We start from the raw sequence: 21,618 nt of genomic DNA, 5'->3' as shown, positions 1-21,618 counted from the left end.
CACGCGCATGAAGACCGGGCTTGCGCCTCCCGAATTCACCGCATCAGCAGCGACACCAGGCCGACACGGGAATTGACCCCGAGCTTGGCATAGATGTTTCTCAGGTGAGTTCTGACGGTCTCGTAGCTGATGTCGTCGGCCATCGCCACTTCCCTTGGCGAATGACCCGATGCGATGCTCGTCGCGATCCTGATTTCCGTTGCCGTCAGCTTATAAAGCTGCATCAGCAAATCGCGCCGCTCGTTGAGCGGCGTCGCCACGATCGGCTCGACGATCACCGCCACGGTCGGCCCCTCCAGAAACTCTGTGAACGCATCGGAGTGCAGCCGGACGAGGGTGATGCGGTACTTGTCCTGGTTCCCGCCCTTGACGATCGCCGCGTGCGGCTGGGTCTGCACGCCGTTTCTGGAGGTCAGGAATTCGAGAACCGCAGCCGTCTTCTCGCATTGAAGTGCGAGCGTGCCGTCGGCGCCGATCCGCACAGGCAAGCCGGCGGCCAGCAGGGCCTCTGCGCTTTTATTCCAGCGACGGGCTTTGCGTTGCTCCGAGACATAGATCAATCCGACGCCGATGCTGTCGAACAGGGTCTGCGTCACCTGTTCGTGCGGTGCGAAAAGATCGCGCTTGCGAATGAAGTCGAAAGCTCTTCTCAGATGCGGCGCGAGCTGCGTGTAAAGCTTGGCCGCCTCGCTGTTGAGATCGGGGTCAGCGGAAGATGTGCAGGCCGACAGGATGAACGTGCGGTTTTCCTCGCGAATGATCGAGACGCCGACGCTCGTCTCGCATCCGGTCTGCCGCTTCAGCCAGTCATTGTAAAACTCCGACCTGACCAGCTCCTCGCGTGGAACGATCTCGTCGCCGCACAGGCCCTGGCCGACCGGCACGCGATCCAGTCTCGGAATCCAGGGGTTGACCGAGGCGAAGTGGCTCACGAACTGATCGATCTCGGACTGCGAAAATCCCGACATGAAGGGAACATGGGCGACGGACGCGGTCAGATCATGATAGTGAAGCGCCGCCTTGCCGCCCGGCGACGTCTGTGCAAGGCGATCGAGGAAATCCTGCCAGCTGCACTCTCCGAACAGACTTCCATAAATCATATCCGTCAGCAGAGATGAGACGTCGGTCGATTGAACCATGATCAATTTTCAACATCACGGAAATAAGCATCTCCAAATATTGAATAGTGTCGGCTCTCCAAATGCAACGAAATTCAAACATTAATAGTCGACATCTTCTCTATTCCGCGAGACGATCAATACTACAACTCAAGCATGTTATAGCTTCGGCGGAGTTAGATTTCCGATCAACGCTTTCGGCAGGGAATGAGTGGAACTCCGGAACGCCTGCTCACAGCGTGAATGCCTTGACCGCCGCGGGCGATGGCCCACGGCGGAAAGCAATGGTTCGCCGGCCCGTCGTCAAACCAGTCCCGGCACGACGAAGACCAGCCAGGCAACGATCGGGCCGATGATGGCAATCAGCGCGCTGTAGACCAGCAACTGCTTGAGGACCTGCTCGCGCCTTTCATCCGGCGCATTGGCGACGACAAGCGCACCATTGGTGGAGAATGGGCTGGTATCGACGATCGTCGTCGAGATCGCGATGGCCGCGACCACGCCGATGGCGCTGACATGCCCCTGCATGAGGAACGGGACGGCAAGCGGGATGATGGCGCCGAGCAGCGCGGTCGAGGATGCGAAGGCCGAAACGATGGCGCCGGTAAAGCAAAGCAGGAGCGCCACCAGCAGCGGCATACCGAGGCTGGATATGCCGTTTGCCACGTAATCGACCGTACCGGCCTTCTCCATGACGCCGACATAGGTGATGATGCCCGATATCAGCAGCACGGTCGACCAGCTGACCTTGTCGATTGCCGCCTTCTGGGTTTTCGGCGACAGCAGCGCCAGGGCGACGGCGACGGTCATGGCGACGAGGCCGACGTTGAACTTGAAAACCAGCGCGCCGATGCCGAGCGCGATCAGGCCGACCAGCGTGGTAATCCGCTCATTGTTCAGACGCAGCGCCGCAGCAGTATCGGCCGCCGTGCCGTAGGCATGTTCGCGGATCGGTTTTGCCGGCGTGCCGCCGTGACCTCTGATCGATGCCGACACGCCCTCGGGATGCAGTTCGGGCAAGGGGCCAAGGGATGCTGCGGGAACTTGCTTCATGACCTTTGCGCCGCCGAAAACGAAGAAGACCAGCACCGCAATCGCCAGGTTGAAGAAAAAGCTGGAGAGAAAAAGGGACGTCGGCGCGAAGGGCAGGCCGGCCTTGGCAACGATCTGGTTGGTGATGCCGCCATAGATGCTGATCGGCGAAAAGCCGCCCGCTTGCGCACCGTGGATCACCATCAGGCCCATCATGACCGGGTGAATGCGGTATTGGATGGCAAAGCTCAGCGCGACCGGCGCGAGGATGGCGACGGCAGCCGGTCCAAGCGCGCCGAAACCGGTAATGACGGCGGCGACGAGGAACATTACCCAGGGGATCAGGCCTATGCGTCCACGCACCAGCCGGACGGCGCACTCGACCAGCCAGTCGATGGTGCCGTTGATCTGCGCGATGGCGAAGAGGTAGGTAACGGCGACGAGCGTCAGGAACAAGTCACTCGGAAAGCCGGCGAAAATATCGGTGGTTTTCATGCCGATGGTCATGGAGCCGAGCACGAAGGCGCCGGCAAAGGCGAGCGCGCCCATGTTGATCGGCTGGATCGTCGCAACGATGAACATGGCGACGAGCAGGCCTATGGCCAGTATTTCAATACCCATGATTCCCCTCCCTCCGACGCCTCCAGCGCCGTGGTTGCTGTTTGCAATTGATGCGGATGCCGCCGACCCTCCTCCCAGAGGGCGGCCGTCTTACGTCCCGGTATAAAGATCGGCGTATTGCTGCCGCAGGATGTTCTTCTGGACCTTGCCCATCGTGTTGCGCGGCAGGTCCTCGGCGAAGATGATGCGTTTTGGCTGTTTGTAGCGGGCGAGACGGTCCTGCAGGGCGCCGACAATGGTCTTTTCATCCAGCACGGCGCCCGGCTTGCGCACCACGACGGCGGTTACGCCTTCTCCGAAATCGGGATGCGGCACGCCGATGACGGCGCTCTCGACCACGCCCTCGATCTGGTCGATCTCGCTTTCGACCTCTTTCGGATAGATGTTGTAGCCACCGGAGATCACCAGGTCCTTGCCGCGGCCGACGATATGGACATAGCCGTCGTGGTCGATCTTGCCGAGGTCGCCGCTGATGAAGAACCCATCGCCGGTGAATTCGGCCGCGGTTTTTTCCGGCATGCGCCAGTAGCCCTTGAAGACGTTCGGCCCCTTGATCTCGATCATGCCGATCTCCTCCGGCGGCAGCACTTGTCCGGTGGCGGGATCGGTGACGCGAACCGTCACGTCGGGCAGCGGAAAGCCGACCGTTCCGGCGATGCGTTTGCCCTCATAAGGGTTGGAGGTGTTCATGTTGGTTTCCGTCATGCCGTAACGCTCGAGAATCGCGTGACCGGTCCGGGCCTGGAACTCGGTATGTGTTTCTGCAAGCAGCGGCGCCGAGCCTGATATAAACAGGCGGATGTTGGCTGCCGCCTCCTTGCCGAAGCGCGGGCTTTGCAGGAGGCGCACATAGAAGGTCGGCACGCCCATCAGCATTGTTGCCTGCGGCATCAGTGAAATGACCTCGTCGGCGTCGAATTTCGACAGCAGGAACATCGAGGCGCCGGCGAGCAGCGTGACGTTGGTGGCGACGAACAGCCCATGCGTATGGAAGATCGGCAAGGCGTGGATCAGCCGGTCGTCTGATGTAACGCGCCAATAGTCCCGCAAGGTCAGGGCGTTCGAGAGCAGGTTGCCATGGGTGAGCATCGCCCCCTTGGAGCGCCCCGTCGTTCCCGAGGTGTAGAGGATCGCGGCGAGATCGTCGGCGGCGCACGAAGCGTCGACAAAGTCGGCCGGCTCGTCGCGCGCAAGATCCAGCAACGAGCCGCTGCCGTCGGTGTCGAGCGTTTCGACGATCGCCCCGTGACGCTTGGCGATCGTCTCCACGCCTTCCCGAGCGGCCGAGGCAACCACCACCAGACGCGGCTCGGCATCGCCGATGAAGTAATCGAGCTCGGCCAGCGTATAGGCGGTGTTGAGCGGCAGGTAGACCGCGCCGCTTCGAACGCAGGCGAGGTAGAGGATCAATGCCTCGGCGCTTTTCTCCACCTGCACCGCAACCCGGTCGCCGGGGCGAATGCCGAGCGTGTCCATCGCGCCGGCAATGCGGCCGGAAAGGGCGAAGGCCTCCTCATAGGTCCATATGCGGGTGCTATCGATCCGGATGAACGGTGCGTTATCGGGTGCGGCGGCCCGCATGGCGTCGAAAAGATGGTTGCTCACTTTCGCCCTCCTCTAAGCGTGGAATTCATCAGTTGCGCGAAGGCTCGAGAACCTTGCTGGCCAGTGCCGCCGCGGCGGCCCTCGTCGTTCTGGCTGAGCAAGCTTTTGACCGCAGGCGAGGCAATCACTTCGCCGCGTTGCGCCAGGGCCTCGTGGTTGGCCACGATGTCATCGAGCTTGTAGAAATAGTTAACCATCAGACCGTGCGCCTGCTGCAGAGCCTTGGGCGAGCGGTCGCCGAGAAAATTCACCCTTTCAAGCCGGGCGCCGTTTCCGAGATGGAAGCGGGCGACGGGATCGACGGGGCGGCCCTCCGGTGTGCGTTCGGTCAGGAAGTAGCGCGCCGCAAGCGGCAGCAGCACGCGCTCCACTTCGGCGGCGCTGCTCTCGCTGCCCGGCCAGTTCGGATCGTCGAGCAGGGTCAGCGTTTCCAGGGCCGCTTGGGATAGGGACCGATCGCCGGTCACGCGCACCTTGGCAAGCCAGCGGGCAAAGCCCGGAACGGGCGACAGCGTCACGAAATTCTTGAGGCCCGGCAGATCCTTGCGCAGATCTTCGACGACCTGCTTGATCAGGAAATTGCCGAAGGAGATGCCGCGCAAGCCATCCTGGCAGTTGGAGATCGAATAGAAGACGGCCGTCGTCGCCTCGTCGGCATTGATCTGCTCCCTCCCCTCGTCGAGCACATCCGCGATCGCCTTCGGCACGGAGCGGGTGAGCGCCACCTCGACGAAGACCAGCGGCTCATCCGCCAAACGGGGATGGAAAAAGGCAAAGCATCGACGGTCGGCCGGCGCCAGACGACGGCGCAACTCCTCCCAGCCGGCGATCTCGTGCACGGCTTCGTATCGGATGATCTTTTCGAGAATATAGGCCGGCGTCGTCCAGTCGATCGGCCGCAGCGTCAGAAAGCCGCGATTGAACCAGGAACCGAACAGATGCGTGAAGTCGGAATCCAGCGCGTGATAGGCTTCGGATCGGTCCTTGGAAGCAAGCAGCTGCTGACGCATGCGGACGAGCGTGGCAGTGCCGTTCGGCGCGTGATTCAATCGGCGCAGCAACTCCTGGCGCCGCGGCTCTGCTGCCTGGTGGAGCGCGATGACCGCGGCTGAGCTTTTGTCCGTGCGGTAATCTTCAATCGCCTGATCGAGCCTGGCGGTGTCGGGGCCGAATTTTTGCTGAAGCATATGGAAGAATTTCTGCGCACCCTCGCTGTCGAGCGCGCCCCAGCGATCGAGGATCTCGGCTGCAAGGGCCATGCCGGAGGCTTCACCGCGGCTCGACAGCAACATTTCACAAAGGGTCTCAAGATCGGCCTTGGCGGCGGCCTGCGTATTGCGCGAGCCGGAAAACAGCAGCTGGCGTCCGTGATCCGTGATGCTTTGCAGCATGTCGGTGAAGAAAGACGCCTCGGCCATGCCATTCTCCTCTCTTCTGATGGCGGTGTGCGCGCCGTTGGACCAGCTGCTTCCCATCGCCGGGCTTCGTCTGTAGTATGTACATTGCCATTCTTCGTACACGACGTCAACGTTTGTGTATACAAGATCTGCAATTATGTATGAAGGAAGCGCGAGAAATGTCCGAGAATGTCGGCCGGTGGCTCCGGGATGAGATTGAAAATGCGATACTTTCCTACGAATTCGCCCCCGGCGAACGGCTGGATGAAACCGTGCTAGCCAATCGGTTCGGCGTGTCGCGGACGCCGGTGCGCGAGGCGTTGATGCAGCTCGACGCGATCGGCCTGATCGAAATCCGTCCGCGCCGCGGCGCCATCGTGATCGATCCGGGGCCGCACCGCATTTACGAAATGTTCGAGGTCATGGCCGAGCTCGAGGGCCTGGCCGGATCGCTCGCCGCACGCCGGCTGGACAAGGCGTCACGCGAAGCGATCACCGCCACCCACGGCCGCTGCGAGAAATCAGCCGCTGCCGGTGACAGCGATGCCTATTATTATGACAATGAGGAGTTTCATAAGGCGATCTACGCCGCGAGCCGCAGCGATTTCCTGCAGGAGCAATGTGCGCAATTGCATCGCCGCCTGCGGCCCTATCGCCGTCTGCAGTTGCGGGTGCGTAACCGCCTGTCGACATCCTTCTCGGAACATTGCGCCATCGTCGATGCGATTTTTACAGGAGACGGAGACGAAGCCCGCCGCCTGCTGCGAACCCATGTCGGCATTCAGGGAGAAAGGTTCAGCGATCTGGTCGCAAGCATGGCAGCGAGATAGAATTGCCTAATCCAAGAACCGATAGAGCCAGTCGCGTGTTTCCTCCGGCAGCGAGACCGGCTGCTGATCTTCGCGGCTGCGGGCCTGCCAGATGATCTCGACCTCGGCGGCGCGCTCCTCGCCGGTGTCGATCGAAACGAGGAAGCCGATCGAGCGCACGCCGATCTTGTCGACGGCGGCGGTGAAAATCGCCGGCTCGTCGTAATGCAGCGGGCGGTGGAGAATGCAGGTAAACTTGCTGGCGCTATAGACCGGCTCGTCCTCGACTTCAGGCCGCGCCAACCAGAAGCTCGCAATGACGGACTCGGCATAGGAAATATAGGAGGCCAGGAACATCCGGCCGGTCATATCGACATCGCGAAACGGCACATGTATTTCCGTCACACCCGGGCGTTTCGACTGACTCATCAACAACTCTGCCTGCAAAATTCCCCGTTAACGACAGTAGCACGTGGTTTTTCGAAGTAAACGGCTGAGATGACACGAATTTATAATGTCGCCGCCGGCGAGATGATGCGGCGGAGCGCTTGTTGAAATCGTCCTGCGATGCCCCATCTGCTGTGGAACATGACACAAGCGGCCGATAGAGTGTCTCCATGAGCACCCGTCTTTATGAACACCCGATCTTCCTGGAACATGTGACGCCTTCCGGCCATCCGGAGCGATCGGATCGGATCCGCGCCATCAATGTGGCGCTGGAACATCCGAATTTCGAGCGGCTGCAGCGCCGACAGGCGCCGCAGGCGAGCGAGGATGCGGTGCTGCTGGCGCATCCGGAAGAGCACCTGATGGCCGTCATGCGGGAGATCCCCGAGGAGGACGATCGGATCAACCAGCTGGAGGCCGATACCTATGCCAGCGTCAAGAGCCTGCAGGCGGCGCTGACCGGGATCGGCGGCGCGATGGCGGCGGTGGACGACGTTTTTTCCGGTGCCGCCGACAATGTTTTCGTCGCCGCCCGCCCGCCCGGGCACCATGCCGAGAAGACGACGGCGATGGGCTTCTGCTTCTTCAACAATGCGGCGATCGCCGCCCGCCACGCGCAGAAAAGGCATGGCGCCGAGCGTGTCGCCATCGTCGACTGGGACGTCCACCACGGCAACGGCACCCAGGACATCTTCTGGGACGATGCTTCCGTGCTGTTCTGCTCGACACATCAGATGCCGCTTTATCCCGGCAGCGGCGCCAAAGAGGAGAAGGGCAAGCACAATACCATCGTCAACGCGCCGCTGTCGCCGAATGTCGGCAGCGACCATTTCCGCGAGGCGTTCAAATCGCGCGTGCTGCCGGCGCTTGACGATTTCCGGCCGGATCTGATCATCATCTCGGCCGGTTTCGACGCCCATCACCGCGATCCCTTAGCGCAGATCAACCTGACGGGCGAGGACTTCGACTGGGCGACCGGCCGCGTCCTGGAACTGGCCGACCGGCACGCGAAGAACCGGGTCGTCAGCCTGCTCGAAGGCGGCTATGATCTCGAAGGTCTCGCCGAATCGGCGGGCATGCATATTCTGCGAATGATGAAGGGTTGAGAATGACTGACAGCGCCAAGCCTGAGGTATCGGGCCTTTCCTTCGAAAAGGCGGTCGCCGAACTCGAAAGCATCGTCGCCCGGCTGGAACGCGGCGACGTGGCGCTGGATGAATCGATCGAGATCTACGAGCGCGGCGAAGCACTGAAGAAACATTGCGAGACGCTGCTTTCGGCCGCCGAAAACCGCATCGAGAAGATCCGGCTCGACCGCGCCGGCAAGCCGCAGGGCGTCGAGCCGCTGGACGGCGCCTGAACGATCGGAGCAGCCTTTCGAAGCCGCTTGGCGATCGGCTTGCGTCCGATCTATGATCCCCTCCAGAACCATGAGGGGATAGACAAATGACGGATAGATTGAAGGGCAAGGTCGCCATCATCTCGGGCGGCGCCACCGGCATGGGCGGTGCCGCCTCCAAGCTGTTTGCAGCCGAAGGCGCGCGTGTCGCGATCATCGACCGCAACGGCGAAGCGGCTGATGAGACCGTCAAGGCGATCCGCAATGCCGGCGGCGAGGCCGATTGCTGGACGGCCGATGTTTCGGATGAAGCCGCTGTCAATGCCGCCGTCGCCGGCGTCGAGGAACGCTACGGCGCGGTGACCGTGCTCTTCAACCATGCCGGCACGATCGTCATCAAGCCCTTCCTGGAAACGACGCTTCAGGAATGGGACTGGCTGCACGCCGTCAATGTGCGCTCGATGTTCCTGATGACCAAGGCCGTGCTGCCGAAGATGATTGCCGCGGGCGGTGGATCGATCGTCTGTACCTCGTCGATCTCGGCGGTCGCCGCCACGCCGATGGAGGTGCTCTACGACACGACCAAGGGCGCCGTGCATATGTTTGCCCGGGCGATTGCGGTGGAATTCCGCGACCGCAACATCCGCTGTAATGCCGTCTGCCCCGGCTTCATCCGCACGCCGCACGGGTTGCGCGAGGTGGCCGACCTGCAGGCGCTCGGCGTCGATGTCTCGGATGCCGCCATCGCCGCGCAGCAGGGCCGGATCGGCGAGCCGGAGGATGTGGCGCGCGCCGCCCTTTATCTCGCCAGCGACGAGTCGAATTTCGTCAACGGCGCCCACCTCTTCGTCGATAACGGCTTCACTGCCATCTGAGCGCAAGCCTATCTCGATTGGACGCGCGAGGTGTGAGGCGCTATCTGTGGCCGACATCCTTTAAAAGCGGAGACCCGTCATGTCCTTCTTTCCAGGCAAAGATCCCCTGCCCGGCGACGCCTTCGCCTGTGATGCGATCGAGAATCTGATCATTCCGCGCACCAGTGATATCGGCGGCTTTCAGGTGCGGCGCGCGCTGCCGACAAGGCAGCGGCGGCTGGTCGGGCCGTTCATCTTCTTCGACCGCATGGGGCCGGCGATCCTGAAGCCGAACGAGGCGCTCGACGTCAAGCCGCATCCGCATATCGGCCTGTCGACCGTCACCTATCTCTTCGACGGTGAGATCCGCCATCGCGACAGCCTCGGTACCGAAAAGGTTATTCGCCCCGGCGACATCAACCTGATGACGGCGGGCCGCGGCATCGTGCATTCCGAGCGCACGCCCGACAATCTGCGCGGCCATCCGCTGCTGATGTCGGGGCTGCAGACCTGGCTGGCGCTGCCCGACGACAAGGAGGAGATCGATCCTTCCTTCGCCCATACGCAAAAGACAGAGATGCCGCTGATCGAAACATCAGGCGTGCGCGGGCGGGTCGTCATCGGCTCGTTCGAAGGCATGACATCGCCGGTCGGCACCTTCTCCGACACGCTCTATGTCGATCTCAACCTGCAACCCGGCGTGCGCTTTCCCTTCGGCGCGGGCCATGAGGAGCGCGCCGTCTATGTGCTCTCCGGCGAGGTCGTCATATCGGGCGACCGTTTCGCCGCCGATCAGCTGCTGGTCTTCCGGCCGGGCGATCCGATCACGCTCGAAGCCGGCAGCGACGGCTGCCATCTGATGCTCTTCGGCGGCGCGGCGCTGAACTCGAAGCGCTATATCTGGTGGAATTTCGTCTCTTCCTCGAAGGAACGGATCGAAAAGGCCAAGGAGGAATGGCGCACCGGCCGCTTCGATATCGTTCCCGGCGACGAGGAGGAATTCGTGCCGCTGCCGGAAGGCTGACGGCGGCAGACAATTCAACCCGCCGCGAAATAGCGCATCAGCGCACCCTTGGTGCGGTTGACGTAGCGGTCCTGCCAGCTGTCATCGACATTGAGAAAGCCCGACCAGCCCTTCTTGCCCTGACGCTTCAGCTCCGCCTCGACGGCACGGAAGCGGTAGTGATCATAGACATCGAGAATATGGACGGCATAGGCCTCGGCCAGCGCCCGGTCGCCCTTGACGATCAGCATGTTCTCGTCATTGGCGTAGGAGGCCTTGAAGCCGAGATTGTGGCTGCCGAGCACGACGGCGCAATCGTCCGACAGGGGATCGATCACCAGCACCTTGTCGTGAATGATGGCGCCGACCTTCTTGGCCGTCAGTTCCTCGGCGCCGAAATCCGCCAGCAGCTGGCGGTCGTCGATGCGCGAGGCGCGGACAATGGAGACATTGGCCTCGTCGAAGGTATGAGGCGAGATGGACTCGGTATCGTCGTCCTCGTCGTCGGGATCGTTCTTCTTGCCGGCGACGTAATTAGGCATGGCCTGAGCGCTGGACACGGCGCCGGTGACGATCAGCTTCTGATCCTTGAGGCCGATATCGATCGCCTCGCCGACGATGCAATCCCGGCCCGACTGGCCGGGATAGAAGGCCAGAAACAGCACCGCGTGCTCGGCACGGCGCATCAGCCGGTAGACCTCGCGAAGATCCGGCGGCGTCTCCTTGCCCTTTCTGCGGCTTTGCATGTTCGGCGAGAACCACGTTTCGACCGAAGCGCCATTGCCGGTGGGCACAATGGACGGCGCCTCGTTCGAGCGCCGGAACGCCTTGCTCTGCTGGTTGTCGGGCATGCCGTCGTCGAATTCGACGGGTGCTTCCAGCGTCGTATTGTCCTCTAGCATCCGCTCCCAGTAAGCGACATAGGCCGCGGCAACCGCATCGTTGCGGACGATCAAGGCGTTGTTGGATTGGCCGGCAAGTCCCGTGGCCGTCCAGTTGGTGCTGCCGGTGAAGACGCTGCGGTCAGTCCCGTCCGACGGGATGTGCACGACAAATTTGTTATGGCCGATCTGGCTCGAATTGTTGAACATTCGGTGGTGAATTTCGACGCCCGCATCGATCAGCGCCTGGCGTGCGTGAGCATTGCGCACATCCCACTCGTCTCCGACCTTTCCCGTATTGGCCAGAATGATGCGCAGCTTGTCCTTGTTGGCAAGCAGCAGGTCGAGCAGCTCCTTGTCCTCGAGCTCGTAGAGCGCGACAAGGTACCGGCCGGGCGCATTCAAGTATTCCCTGAGCATCGGAATGACATCGCCGGCGAGATATTTGCGGATGCCGTTCGCCGGATTGGAGATCATGTCGATCAGCTCGTTCGGCTGTTTCACACCGTCTTCCAGCAGGACGTTGCGCAGCCACTGGGCGGCGAGGATGCCGTTGGTGAAGGTGGATTCGAACTGGCCGCGCTTGCGCGTCACATGGACCGGGTTGGAGGCGACAGCCGGCCCGAGATAACCGAGTGGCCGCGGCGGCCCGTCATAGGCCTTGACTGCGATTTTCTCGAAGGTGCCGTCAGCCTTCTTGATCGGCCTGCCGTTGTCGTCCCGCTTGTTGATCTCGACAAGCGCCGGCGTCGGGTCGGGGGCCGCCAACATGCCCGGCTTCAGATCGCCGAGCGGGCGGATCTCGTAGCGCACCCGCACCTCGGCCGGCCGCCGCCGCATCTCGTTGCGCCGCTTGCGCAGCGTCAGATCGCGCCAGGAAAGCTTCTGCACCGGCCAGAGCGACGTCGTCTGAGGCAGCCAATGCGGATTGCGCTGCCCCTTGAAGGCGACCCAGGCGGCGCAGGTCACACGATCCTCGCTGCCATCGGATCTTCTTGCCACGTTTCCCTGCTCGTCCAGATAGACGCGGACGACCTCGAAGCCAAGGCATCCGTCGATCTTGGCGTCGATATCCCAGGCCACATAGGCGACCTCGTTGTTCACATAGGCATGCGCTGCAACAATCGTTCCCATGACCTGATCCCCCAGCCCAGCGCGGCAACAGTGCTACCATTCCGTGTCATATTCAAGCCGCTCGCTGCGGGTTGCGCGTTCGATCGGCGGCGGAAAACCAGGGCGCGACGCGGCCAAGAACAGGCGAATGCAACTCACGGAAATAGAATGTGATATCTCCCGAAACCGCTCACACATTTTTCCGCCATGCTCTAAGGTGAAAACCTTCGGTTCCTGAAATCACTTGTTTTGCCTCGTTCTAATCGAATAAAGCGGTACAAGGAAAAGTAAGAAAGAGCGCCCGCCCGTGACACATCCGCCGAAGACCCCTCTGCTCGACCAGGTCACTTACCCTGCCGACCTGCGCAAGCTCGAGGATCGCGACCTGCCGCAGCTCGCCCGCGAGGTTCGCGACGAAATGATCGATGCGGTGTCGCGCACCGGCGGTCATCTCGGCGCCGGTCTCGGCGTGGTCGAGCTGACGATCGCCATCCACAGCGTCTTCGACACGCCTGACGACCGGCTGATCTTCGATGTGGGCCATCAATGTTATCCGCACAAGATACTCACCGGCCGGCGTGACCGCATCCGGACGCTGCGCCAGGAAAACGGGCTGTCCGGCTTCACCCGCCGGGCGGAGAGCGAATATGATCCGTTCGGCGCGGCGCATTCCTCGACCTCGATCTCCGCCGGCCTCGGCATGGCGATCGCCGCCGATCTCGACAAGACCGATCGCCGCGTCATCGCCGTCATCGGCGACGGGGCGATGTCGGCCGGCATGGCCTATGAGGCGCTGAACAATGCCGGCGCGCTCGATGCGCGGCTCATCGTCATCCTCAACGACAACGACATGTCGATCGCGCCGCCGACAGGCGCGATGAGCGCCTATCTCGCCCGCCTCGCCTCGGGGCGCACCTATATGGGCTTCCGTGATTTCGGCAAGAAGCTGACCGCCTATCTCGGAAAGAACATCGACCGCGCCATCACCCGCGCCGTCGAGCATGCGCGCGGCTACGTCACCGGCGGCACCATGTTCGAGGAGATGGGCTTCTATCATATCGGGCCGATCGACGGGCATTCCTTCGATCACTTGCTGCCGGTGCTGCGCAATGTGCGCGACAATGCCCGCGGCCCAGTGCTGATCCATGTCGTCACGCAGAAGGGCAAGGGTTATCCGCCGGCCGAAGCTGCCGCCGACAAATATCACGGCGTCAATAAGTTCGACGTCATCACCGGCGCCCAGGCAAGGGTGAAGCCGAATGCGCCGAGCTATACGAGCGTCTTTGCCGAGGCGCTGGTGCAGGAAGCCGCCCTCGACGACAAGATCGTCGGCATCACCGCCGCCATGCCGAACGGCACCGGCCTCGACAAGCTCGCCGAAGCCTTTCCGTCCCGCTGCTTCGACGTCGGCATCGCCGAGCAGCATGCGGTGACCTTCGCCGCCGGCCTTGCGGCCGAAGGCTACAAGCCGTTCGCCGCGCTCTATTCCACCTTCCTGCAGCGCGCCTACGACCAGGTCGTGCACGACGTGGCGATCCAGGGGCTGCCGGTGCGTTTTCCGATCGACCGCGCCGGCTTCGTTGGCGCCGACGGGCCGACCCATGCCGGCTCCTTCGACACCGCCTTCCTCACCACCCTGCCCGGCTTCGTGGTGATGGCGGCTGCCGACGAGGCCGAACTCAAGCACATGGTGCGCACCGCCGTCGCCTATGACGCCGGACCGATCTCGTTCCGTTATCCCCGTGGCGAAGGTGTCGGCGTCGACATGCCGGCGCGCGGCGAAATCCTGCAGATCGGCAAGGGCCGCATCGTCAAGGAAGGCACCAAGGTGGCGCTGCTTTCCTTCGGCACCCGGCTTGCCGACTGCCTGCTTGCCGCCGAGGATCTCGAGGCCGCCGGCCTGTCGACCACGGTCGCCGATGCGCGTTTCGCCAAGCCTCTCGACCACGATCTGATCCGCCAGCTTGCCCGCCACCACGAGATGCTGATCACCGTCGAGGAAGGCTCCGTCGGCGGCTTCGGCAGCCAGGTAATGCAATATCTCTCAAGCGAGGGCCTGCTCGACAACGGCCTGAAAATCCGCTCGCTGGTCATGCCTGATATCTGGATGGAACAAGCCAAGCCGGAAGCGATGAACGCGCATGCCGGGTTGGATCGTGCAGGAATCGTCTCGACCGTGTTCCGGGCGCTGGGCCGCGGGGTTGCGGTTGGGGTGGCGGGGTAAGTGACTTTGTGAGGGTGCGCCGTGTGGCCCCCTCATCCGCCCTACGGGCACCTATGCCTGGGCCGAGCCACTCGTCTCGGCCCGTCCTTCGGACCCCCGAGGGGAGAAGAGGGAATCGAGACGTTGCGGCATATCTCTTCTCCCCTCGGGCAAAAGGTGCCGGCAGGCGGATGAGGGGGCCGCGGGTTTCCGCCGTCCATCGCTGTACTTGCTCCAGCAGCCACCCCACCCTCCGTCATGCTCGGCCTTGAGCCGAGCATCCACACCGCATCCACCAGCGTGGGTGGCATGGATCCTCGGCTCAAGGCCGAGGATGACGGAGAGTGAGGAGATGCCCCAGCCAAACTCGCCGTCGACAGAGCGGATGACACTACGCTTCTCGAGCTGATCATACCGGTTCGTCCACCAACGAAAAAAGGGCGGCGCATCACTGCACCGCCCTCTTCATCTAACGTCCCATTCTGAGCGCCCTCAGAACTCCGTCCAGTCTTCCTGCACCGCAACCGCGGCACTCGCCTGTCTTCCGCCGAAGGCCTTGGTGACCTTGCCGGCAAGTGCGCGCGCGGGAGAAGCGACCGGGCGGGAGGCAGGCGTGGCGGCGGCGGTCTTCTGGGCCGGCGCGGCCAGCTGGGTGCCGAGCTTGAACTGGCGCAGCAGTTCATCCAGGGCGCTTGCCTCGCTGGCGAGCGCATGGCTTGCCGCGGTCTGCTGTTCGACCATGGCTGCATTCTGCTGCGTGCCCTGATCCATGTTGTTGACGGCGGTGTTGATCTCCTGCAGCCCGATCGACTGTTCGCGCGTGGCGGTAACGATCGCGTTGACGTTGCGGTTGATCTCCTGCACCTCGGCGACGATCGCTTCCAGCGCCTTGCCGGTTTCGCCGACCAGCGACACACCGGTCTGGACATGCGTGCCTGACGTGGTGATCAGGTCCTTGATCTCCTTGGCCGCCTTGGCGGAACGCTGGGCGAGCTCGCGCACCTCCTGGGCGACGACGGCAAAACCCTTGCCGGCCTCACCGGCACGCGCCGCCTCGACGCCGGCGTTCAGCGCCAAGAGGTTGGTCTGGAAGGCGATGTCGTCGATGACGCCGATGATGTTGGAGATCTCGCCCGAGGATTTTTCGATCTGCTGCATGGCGGAGACCGCCCTGCGGACGACGTCGCCGGATTTTTCGGCGCCGAGGCGGGTGCGCTCGACAAGATTGCCGACATCCTCGGCGCGTTTGGCGCTGTCGCGCACCGTCGTCGTTACTTCTTCCAAGGCCGCGGCTGTCTCTTCGACGGCGGCGGCCTGCTGCTCGGTTCGGTGGGCAAGATCGTCGGCGGCCGAGCGGATCTCGCCGGCGCCGGCATTGATCGCCGAGGCGTTGCGGCCGACCGACTGGAGTGCGGCCTGCAGCTTTTCGACGGCATTGTTGAAGTCGTTGCGCAGGCTGTCATATTGCGGCGCGAACGGCGTCTGGATGCGGGCGGCGACATCGCCGACGGCAAGGCCGGCAAGGCCGCCGGCCAAGGCATCGACGGCGTAGCGCAGCTCGCCTTCCTCGCGCGCCTTCTGCTCGTCGCTTGCCTGGCGCTGGCGCTCGGCGTCACCGCGCATGCGGTCGGTCTCGCCGGCAAGACGCAGCTTTTCGATCGCCGCCTGCTTGAAGACCAGGACGGACTGGGCCATGCGGCCGATTTCGTCGCCGCGCTCGACAGCCGGCACCTCGATATCGTTCTGGCCGCCAGCGAGGCGATCCATGGCCGCGGTCATGCCGACGACCGGGCGAACGATGGTGCGCGACATCAACCAGGCGAGTGCGGCGGCGGCAAGCGAGGCGACAATGCCGCCGGCAATCAGCGTCATCGTCAGATCGCTGTTGGCATCGGCGCGGATGGCGGCGAGCGCATTCGACTTTTCGCGGGCGGTGGCCTTGATCTTGGCGGACGCCTGGCGGAAACCGTCGAGCTGACCCTTGGCGGCGTTGACACCGATCTTGACAACCTCTTCGATCGGCATGTCGGTTTCCTTGCGCGCCTTGGTCTGCGGTTCGGCAAGTTCATGGAAATAGAGGTCGGCGGCCTTCTGCATGCCGTCGATCATCTCGACCAACTGCGGCTCGGCGGCCGCGGTCTGCTTGGCAGCGGCGATCGCCTTCAGCATGCGCTCGCGATTGGCGAAGAGGTCGCCATAGGTGCTGTCGCTGCGGAAGAGGATGAAGCCGCGCAGGTTGACCGCCTGCTCGAGCATCGCCTGCAGTGCATCGTCGATCTGGTTGACGAGCAGCACTGATTTTTCCTGCTCGGCGGACGCGGCCGCCGACGCAGTCGCCTTGGAATAGACGAAGGCGGAGACGGACATGAAGATGAGGATGAGGGCTGCGAACGTGGCCGCAAGCTTCCCGTTCAAGGATATGTTTTTAGCGGACATCGGTGAATTTCTCCTGACGACAGTCGACGCGGCGAGAGACAGGTCGCGCCAATGCGCAACCGCCAAGACTTTTCAATAGGAAACATGATCGGCGTAATGACGCCCTGCGCCTTCATGGCGCCAGAGAGGTTCGGACGAACCGCTGCAATCGAGCCGACCCTATGCGGGCAGACTTTAAATTTGCTTAAATACGCGCTGCAGCAACGGCGAGCCCGACGATTATCTGCCTCCGGCGTCCGAAAGCTCCGACGGTCATGGCGATCCTGGAACAAAATGCTTGCAACCGGCGGCTTTGCCGGTCATTCACAGCCGATGTCCGATCAAAACAGCCAACGCCTCGACCAGTTGCTCGTCTCCCGCGGCCTCTTTGCCAGCCGCTCGCGGGCGCGCGACGCCGTACAGCGCGGCACCGTCCGGATCGCCGGCCAGGTGGTGACGAAGGCCGGCGCGCTCTTCGGCGCCGACGCCGATATTGCCATTAACGATCCGGCGCAGGATTACGTCTCGCGCGCCGCATTGAAGCTTGCTAGCGCCCTCGAGCATTTCCGGCTCGATCCCGCCGGCCATCACTGTCTCGATATCGGCGCGTCCACAGGCGGCTTCACCGAGGTGCTGCTGCAGCGGGGTGCGGCGCATGTCACGGCGATCGATGTCGGCCATGGGCAGATGCATCCGCGCATCTCAGGCGACCCGCGGGTGACGAACCGGGAAGGCCTCAACGCCCGCAACCTGACGGCCGAGGATGTCGGCCACCCCGCAAGCTTCATCGTCTCCGATGTCTCGTTCATCTCACTGAAGCTGGCGCTGGCGCCGGCTCTTGATATCGCCTCGCCGGGCGCCATCGCCGTGCTGCTGGTCAAGCCGCAGTTCGAAGCGGGGCGCGAGGCGATCGGCAAGGGCGGACTGTTGAAGGACCCCTCGTCTGCGCCCGCCGTCGCTGCGGAACTGGAGCGCTGGTTCACCGAGGATATGGGCTGGAGCAGCCTCGGCCTCATCCCCTCCCCGATTGCCGGCGGCGACGGCAATCAGGAATTCCTTCTGGCAGGATTGAAACCGTGAGCACCGAAACCGTCACCATCGAGAAGCTCGGCGCCCAGGGCGACGGCATTGCCGGCAGCGCCGCCGGCCCGGTCTATGTGCCCTTTTCCCTTCCCGGGGAAACGGTGGCGATCGCCCGCGTCAAAAGCCAGGGCACGATCATGTCGATCACGACGCCCTCGCCCGACCGGCAGGAGCCGCCTTGCCGGCATTTCGGTCCCGACGGCGTCAACGGCACCTGCGGCGGCTGCACGCTGCAGCATCTGGCGGATGCCCCCTACCGCGCCTTCAAGCGGCAGCTGGTGGTCGATGCACTCAAATCCAAGGGGCTGACGCCTGATGTCGGCGAGATCGTTCCGGCCCGGCCGGGCGAACGCCGGCGCGTGGTGTTTGCGGCCCGCAAGACCGAGAAGGATATGTTGATCGGCTTCAACCAGGCCGAAAGCCATCATATCGTCGCCATCGAGGAATGTCCGATCTCGTCGGCAGGGATCGTCGCCCGGCTGCCGGCGATCAAGGCGATTGCCGCCGCGCTCGCGACCAGCGCCGAACCCTTCCGGGTGGCGGTGCTCGAGACGCTTTCCGGCCTCGATATAGCGGCCGACGACATCAAGAAACTCTCCGACCCGCAGCGGCGCAAGGCGATCGAGACCGTGCTCGGCCTGCGCGGCATCGCCCGTGTGACCGTGAACGGCGAAATCCTCGTCGAGCCGGCCAAGCCGCTTATCGATTTCGGCGGCGTCGAGGTTTCGCCGCCGCCCGGCGGCTTCGCCCAGGCGACCAAGCCGGCGGAGGAGGCAATGGCGGAGCTGGTGCTTGCCCATGCCGGCAAGGCCAAGCGGATCGCCGATCTCTTTGCCGGCACCGGCACGTTTTCGCTCAGGCTGGCCCGCATCGGCCGGGTGCATGCGGTCGAAGCCGAGGCAACGGCGCTCGCCGCACTCGACCAGGCCGCCCGCAAGACGCAGGGGCTGAAGCCGGTGAGCGTCGAAAAACGCGATCTCTTCCGCCGCCCGTTGATGACGCAGGAGTTCAAGCCCTTTGACATGGTCGTCTTCGACCCGCCACGCGCCGGCGCGGAGTTTCAGTGCAAGGAACTTGCCCGCTCAGGCGTGAAGAAGATCGCAGCCGTCAGCTGCAATCCGCTGACGCTGGCGCGCGACCTTCAGATCCTCGTCGAGGGCGGCTACCGCATCACCGGGGTGACACCGATCGACCAGTTCCTCTGGACCTCGCATGTCGAGGTGGTGGCGACGCTGGAGAAGTAGGCCGTTATCGATCGCCGGGCTCGCTTTCCCGCTGCAAACTCATGCGCATTGGCCGCGTTCCGAGCTTTGCACCCGTGACGGCATCGATTGCGATCGGCTCGATCTCCGATCCTGACTCGACATCGACATAGCGGGCGAGTTCGCCATCGCAATGGCGGTGCGCCCAAGCCCCGATCATCATCAGCACAGGCAGAAAATCGCGACCGGCTTCCGTGAGGACATATTCTTCGCGGGGCGGCCGTTCGGAATAGAGGCGCTTCTCCAGCAGACCGTCCTCCGTCAGCGCCTTGAGACGCTTGGTCAGCATGGTCGGCACGATGCCGAGGCTCTTCCTGAACTGGTCGAAACGGGTGAGGCCCGAATGGGCGTCGCGCAAAACGAGAATGCTCCACGCATCCCCGACGGATTGAAGGCCGCGGGCGACCGGGCATTGCGGAATCGAATTATTTTTCATTAGGTATCTTTTCGATAGTGACACGATATCGAAAAGATAGTAACAGATCGGCCAACGATGATCCACTCTTTTGAAAGCTGACAATATGACCGACAGAAACAGAAGCGTTGCACTGGTCACCGGTGCATCCTCAGGCATCGGCCTTGCAACCGCGGAGTCGCTGGTGAAGGCCGGCTACCGCGTGTTCGGGACCAGCCGCAAACCGGCCGCCAACAGGCCCGGCATAACGATGCTGATCTGTGATGTGGCCGAGGAAGCCTCGGTGCAGGCGGCTGTTGCGGAGGTCGTCCGGCAAACCGGCCGGCTTGATCTCGTCGTCAATAATGCCGGCATCGGCCTCATCGGCGGCGCCGAAGAATCCTCCATCGCCCAGGCCCAGCGGCTTTTCGACGTCAACGTCTTCGGCGTGGCGCGCGTCGCCAATGCGGTACTGCCGGTCATGAGGAAGCAAAAGAGCGGCCGGATCATCAACATGAGCTCGATCCTCGGCCTCATCCCGGCTCCGTACAACGCCTTCTATGCCTCGACCAAACATGCGCTCGAGGGCTATTCGGAATCGCTCGATCATGAAGTGCGCAACTTCGGCATTCGTGTTGTTCTCGTCCAACCCGGCGTCACCAGAACATCCTTCGAGGAAAACCTGACGCGAGCAGACCAACCTCTTCCGGTCTATGCTTCGGAACGCGCCCGCAGCGAAGCGCTGATGCGCAAATGGGTGGAGACGGGCGATGCCCCCCAGGTCGTCGCCGACATGGTGGTGAAAGCCGCAATGGCAAAGAAGCCGAAGCTGCGCTATTCCGCCGGCAAGCAGTCGCGTCAGGTCCGCTCGCTTCGCCGCTACCTGCCGGAGCGGCTGGTCGACAGCCTGCTGCGTAAGGTCAACGAGTTTCCGGCCTCAGCCTGACTCATTCATCGAGGATAGGATTCAGATTCAAGCCGACAGGCTTAAAGTCATCCTATCCTCGGCCAAGGAAACCGATTCCGAATGCGCAAGACCAAAAGACGCAATCCCTACTATGCGGGCCCGGTGTCCGACCACTTCGACGGCACGTACTTCTTCAATCCCGGAGGCATCGAGCCGCTTGGTTTCCGCGAGCTCTTGCGGTAGCAATTCGGCGGCGGCCGTGAGCGCTGGCCGCGGTCGGTCCCAAGTCCATTTGCGGCGGCAAAACCGGATCCAAGCGTGGACGGCGAAGGCCTGCGGGTGACCATGGTTGGGCATGCAACCCTGCTGGTGCAGGTCGCCGGGCTCAATATTCTCACCGATCCGGTGTGGTCGGAGCGGGTCAGCCCCTTCACCTTTGCCGGACCCAGACGCGTCGTCGAACCGGGCATCGCGTTCGATGATTTGCCGCCGATCGATCTCGTGCTGGTATCGCACAATCATTATGATCATCTCGATATTGCGACGCTGAAACGCTTGCACGCTAGGCATAGGCCGCTTGTCGTGACGCCGCTCGGCAATGACACGATCATTCGCCGCGCCGTGCCCGATCTGCAGACGACATCGATGGATTGGGGCGAGCGCATCTCTCACGCCGGAATAAGCATCGATGCGGAGCCTGCCCATCATTGGTCCGCCCGAGGCGGCGCCGATCGCCGGATGGCGCTCTGGGCCGCGTTCGTTTTGTCGACTCCCGCCGGAAAGATCTATCACGTCGGCGATACGGGCTTTCACCGCGGCATCAATTACAAGGCGGCACAGCGGAAACACGGCGGTTTTCGCCTGGCGATTCTACCCTTCGGCGCCTATGAGCCGCGATGGTTCATGAAAGGGCAGCACCAGAATCCTGAGGAAGCGGTGATCGGGATGAAGCTCGCAAATGCGGCCTATGTGGCGGGGCATCACTTCGCAACGTTCCAACTGACGAATGAAGCGGTCGACGCGCCGACAAAGGCGTTGCGAGAGGCGATGAGAGAGCACGATATCCCCTCGCACCGATTCCGACCGCTCAGGGCAGGCGAAGTATTCGATGTGCCGCCGGCCTGATAGGAGGTCG

Annotated in this window: 17 protein-coding genes and 1 pseudogene; 10 read left to right on the top strand and 8 right to left on the bottom strand. The window is 62.9% G+C overall.

Translation table 11 applies throughout. From position 1 onward, the window contains the following. Positions 1–35: 35 nt before the first annotated feature. From N2597_RS02725 to N2597_RS02710, 4 genes are all read right to left on the bottom strand, one after another. Positions 36–1,139: a helix-turn-helix transcriptional regulator gene (locus N2597_RS02725; protein WP_183597334.1), complete on the bottom strand. Its 1,104-nt coding sequence runs from the start codon at positions 1,137–1,139 to the stop codon at positions 36–38. A gap of 282 nt (positions 1,140–1,421) precedes the next feature. Then, entirely contained in the window at positions 1,422–2,771 is a 1,350-nt protein-coding gene (locus N2597_RS02720) for an SLC13 family permease (RefSeq protein ID WP_183597336.1), read from the bottom strand. 90 nt (positions 2,772–2,861) lie between these two features. Further along, positions 2,862–4,376, bottom strand: a complete 1,515-nt coding sequence (locus N2597_RS02715; protein WP_183597338.1) for a malonate--CoA ligase — start codon at positions 4,374–4,376, stop codon at positions 2,862–2,864. Continuing rightward, entirely contained in the window at positions 4,373–5,794 is a 1,422-nt protein-coding gene (locus N2597_RS02710; protein WP_183597340.1) for a malonyl-CoA decarboxylase, read from the bottom strand. Before N2597_RS02710 ends, N2597_RS02715 begins: the two co-directional genes overlap by 4 nt. A gap of 158 nt (positions 5,795–5,952) precedes the next feature. Here N2597_RS02710 and N2597_RS02705 point away from each other — a divergent pair, with 158 nt between their 5' ends. Continuing rightward, on the top strand, positions 5,953–6,603 hold the full coding sequence (locus N2597_RS02705; RefSeq protein ID WP_077991003.1) for a GntR family transcriptional regulator: 651 nt from the start codon (positions 5,953–5,955) through the stop codon (positions 6,601–6,603). 6 nt (positions 6,604–6,609) lie between these two features. On the opposite strand, the gene N2597_RS02700 is transcribed toward N2597_RS02705, so the two are convergent. Then, positions 6,610–7,011, bottom strand: a complete 402-nt coding sequence (locus tag N2597_RS02700) for an acyl-CoA thioesterase (protein WP_077991005.1) — start codon at positions 7,009–7,011, stop codon at positions 6,610–6,612. A gap of 188 nt (positions 7,012–7,199) precedes the next feature. Here N2597_RS02700 and N2597_RS02695 point away from each other — a divergent pair, with 188 nt between their 5' ends. From N2597_RS02695 to N2597_RS02680, 4 genes are all read left to right on the top strand, one after another. Next, positions 7,200–8,135: a histone deacetylase family protein gene (locus N2597_RS02695; RefSeq protein WP_009993068.1), complete on the top strand. Its 936-nt coding sequence runs from the start codon at positions 7,200–7,202 to the stop codon at positions 8,133–8,135. 2 nt (positions 8,136–8,137) lie between these two features. Then, complete coding sequence (locus tag N2597_RS02690; protein WP_003545921.1) at positions 8,138–8,389, top strand: exodeoxyribonuclease VII small subunit; 252 nt, start codon at positions 8,138–8,140, stop codon at positions 8,387–8,389. A gap of 86 nt (positions 8,390–8,475) precedes the next feature. Continuing rightward, a complete protein-coding gene (locus tag N2597_RS02685; protein ID WP_077991008.1) occupies positions 8,476–9,243 on the top strand; it encodes an SDR family NAD(P)-dependent oxidoreductase in 768 nt (255 codons plus the stop codon). 79 nt (positions 9,244–9,322) lie between these two features. Beyond that, entirely contained in the window at positions 9,323–10,246 is a 924-nt protein-coding gene (locus N2597_RS02680) for a pirin family protein (protein WP_077991009.1), read from the top strand. A 14-nt stretch (positions 10,247–10,260) separates the two neighbouring features. Here the strand turns inward: N2597_RS02680 and N2597_RS02675 are convergent, their stop codons facing one another. Continuing rightward, complete coding sequence (locus N2597_RS02675; RefSeq protein WP_077991010.1) at positions 10,261–12,240, bottom strand: phospholipase D-like domain-containing protein; 1,980 nt, start codon at positions 12,238–12,240, stop codon at positions 10,261–10,263. A gap of 286 nt (positions 12,241–12,526) precedes the next feature. On the opposite strand from N2597_RS02675, the gene dxs reads away from it, so the two are divergent. Further along, a complete protein-coding gene (dxs, locus tag N2597_RS02670; protein WP_183597342.1) occupies positions 12,527–14,443 on the top strand; it encodes a 1-deoxy-D-xylulose-5-phosphate synthase in 1,917 nt (638 codons plus the stop codon). Positions 14,444–14,914: 471 nt separating this feature from the next. Here the strand turns inward: dxs and N2597_RS02665 are convergent, their stop codons facing one another. Beyond that, positions 14,915–16,858, bottom strand: a complete 1,944-nt coding sequence (locus N2597_RS02665; protein WP_183597344.1) for a methyl-accepting chemotaxis protein — start codon at positions 16,856–16,858, stop codon at positions 14,915–14,917. 273 nt (positions 16,859–17,131) lie between these two features. Between N2597_RS02665 and N2597_RS02660 the strand changes: the two genes are divergently transcribed. Beyond that, positions 17,132–17,917 (top strand): TlyA family RNA methyltransferase, encoded by a 786-nt coding sequence (locus N2597_RS02660; protein ID WP_406549647.1) that lies wholly within the window; start codon positions 17,132–17,134, stop codon positions 17,915–17,917. Then, positions 17,914–19,164 carry a class I SAM-dependent RNA methyltransferase gene (locus N2597_RS02655; RefSeq protein WP_183597345.1) on the top strand — a complete coding sequence of 417 codons (1,251 nt, stop codon included), beginning with the start codon at positions 17,914–17,916 and terminating at the stop codon, positions 19,162–19,164. Before N2597_RS02660 ends, N2597_RS02655 begins: the two co-directional genes overlap by 4 nt. Positions 19,165–19,168: 4 nt before the next feature. Here the strand turns inward: N2597_RS02655 and N2597_RS02650 are convergent, their stop codons facing one another. Next, positions 19,169–19,618, bottom strand: a complete 450-nt coding sequence (locus tag N2597_RS02650) for a winged helix-turn-helix transcriptional regulator (RefSeq protein WP_097605474.1) — start codon at positions 19,616–19,618, stop codon at positions 19,169–19,171. 85 nt (positions 19,619–19,703) lie between these two features. Here N2597_RS02650 and N2597_RS02645 point away from each other — a divergent pair, with 85 nt between their 5' ends. Together N2597_RS02645 and N2597_RS02640 are read left to right on the top strand one after the other, a co-directional pair. Further along, positions 19,704–20,522, top strand: coding sequence for an oxidoreductase (locus N2597_RS02645; RefSeq protein WP_183597347.1), 819 nt, complete (start codon positions 19,704–19,706; stop codon positions 20,520–20,522). Between the two features lie 81 nt (positions 20,523–20,603). Further along, positions 20,604–21,608, top strand: a pseudogene (locus tag N2597_RS02640) (MBL fold metallo-hydrolase). Positions 21,609–21,618: the final 10 nt, after the last annotated feature.

Origin of the sequence: Rhizobium sophoriradicis, from assembly GCF_025200795.1 — a bacterium.
GTDB classification, from domain to species: Bacteria; Pseudomonadota; Alphaproteobacteria; order Rhizobiales; family Rhizobiaceae; genus Rhizobium; species Rhizobium sophoriradicis.
Note: the sequence above shows the minus strand (reverse complement) of the source record. Positions and strands in the feature narration are given on the sequence as shown.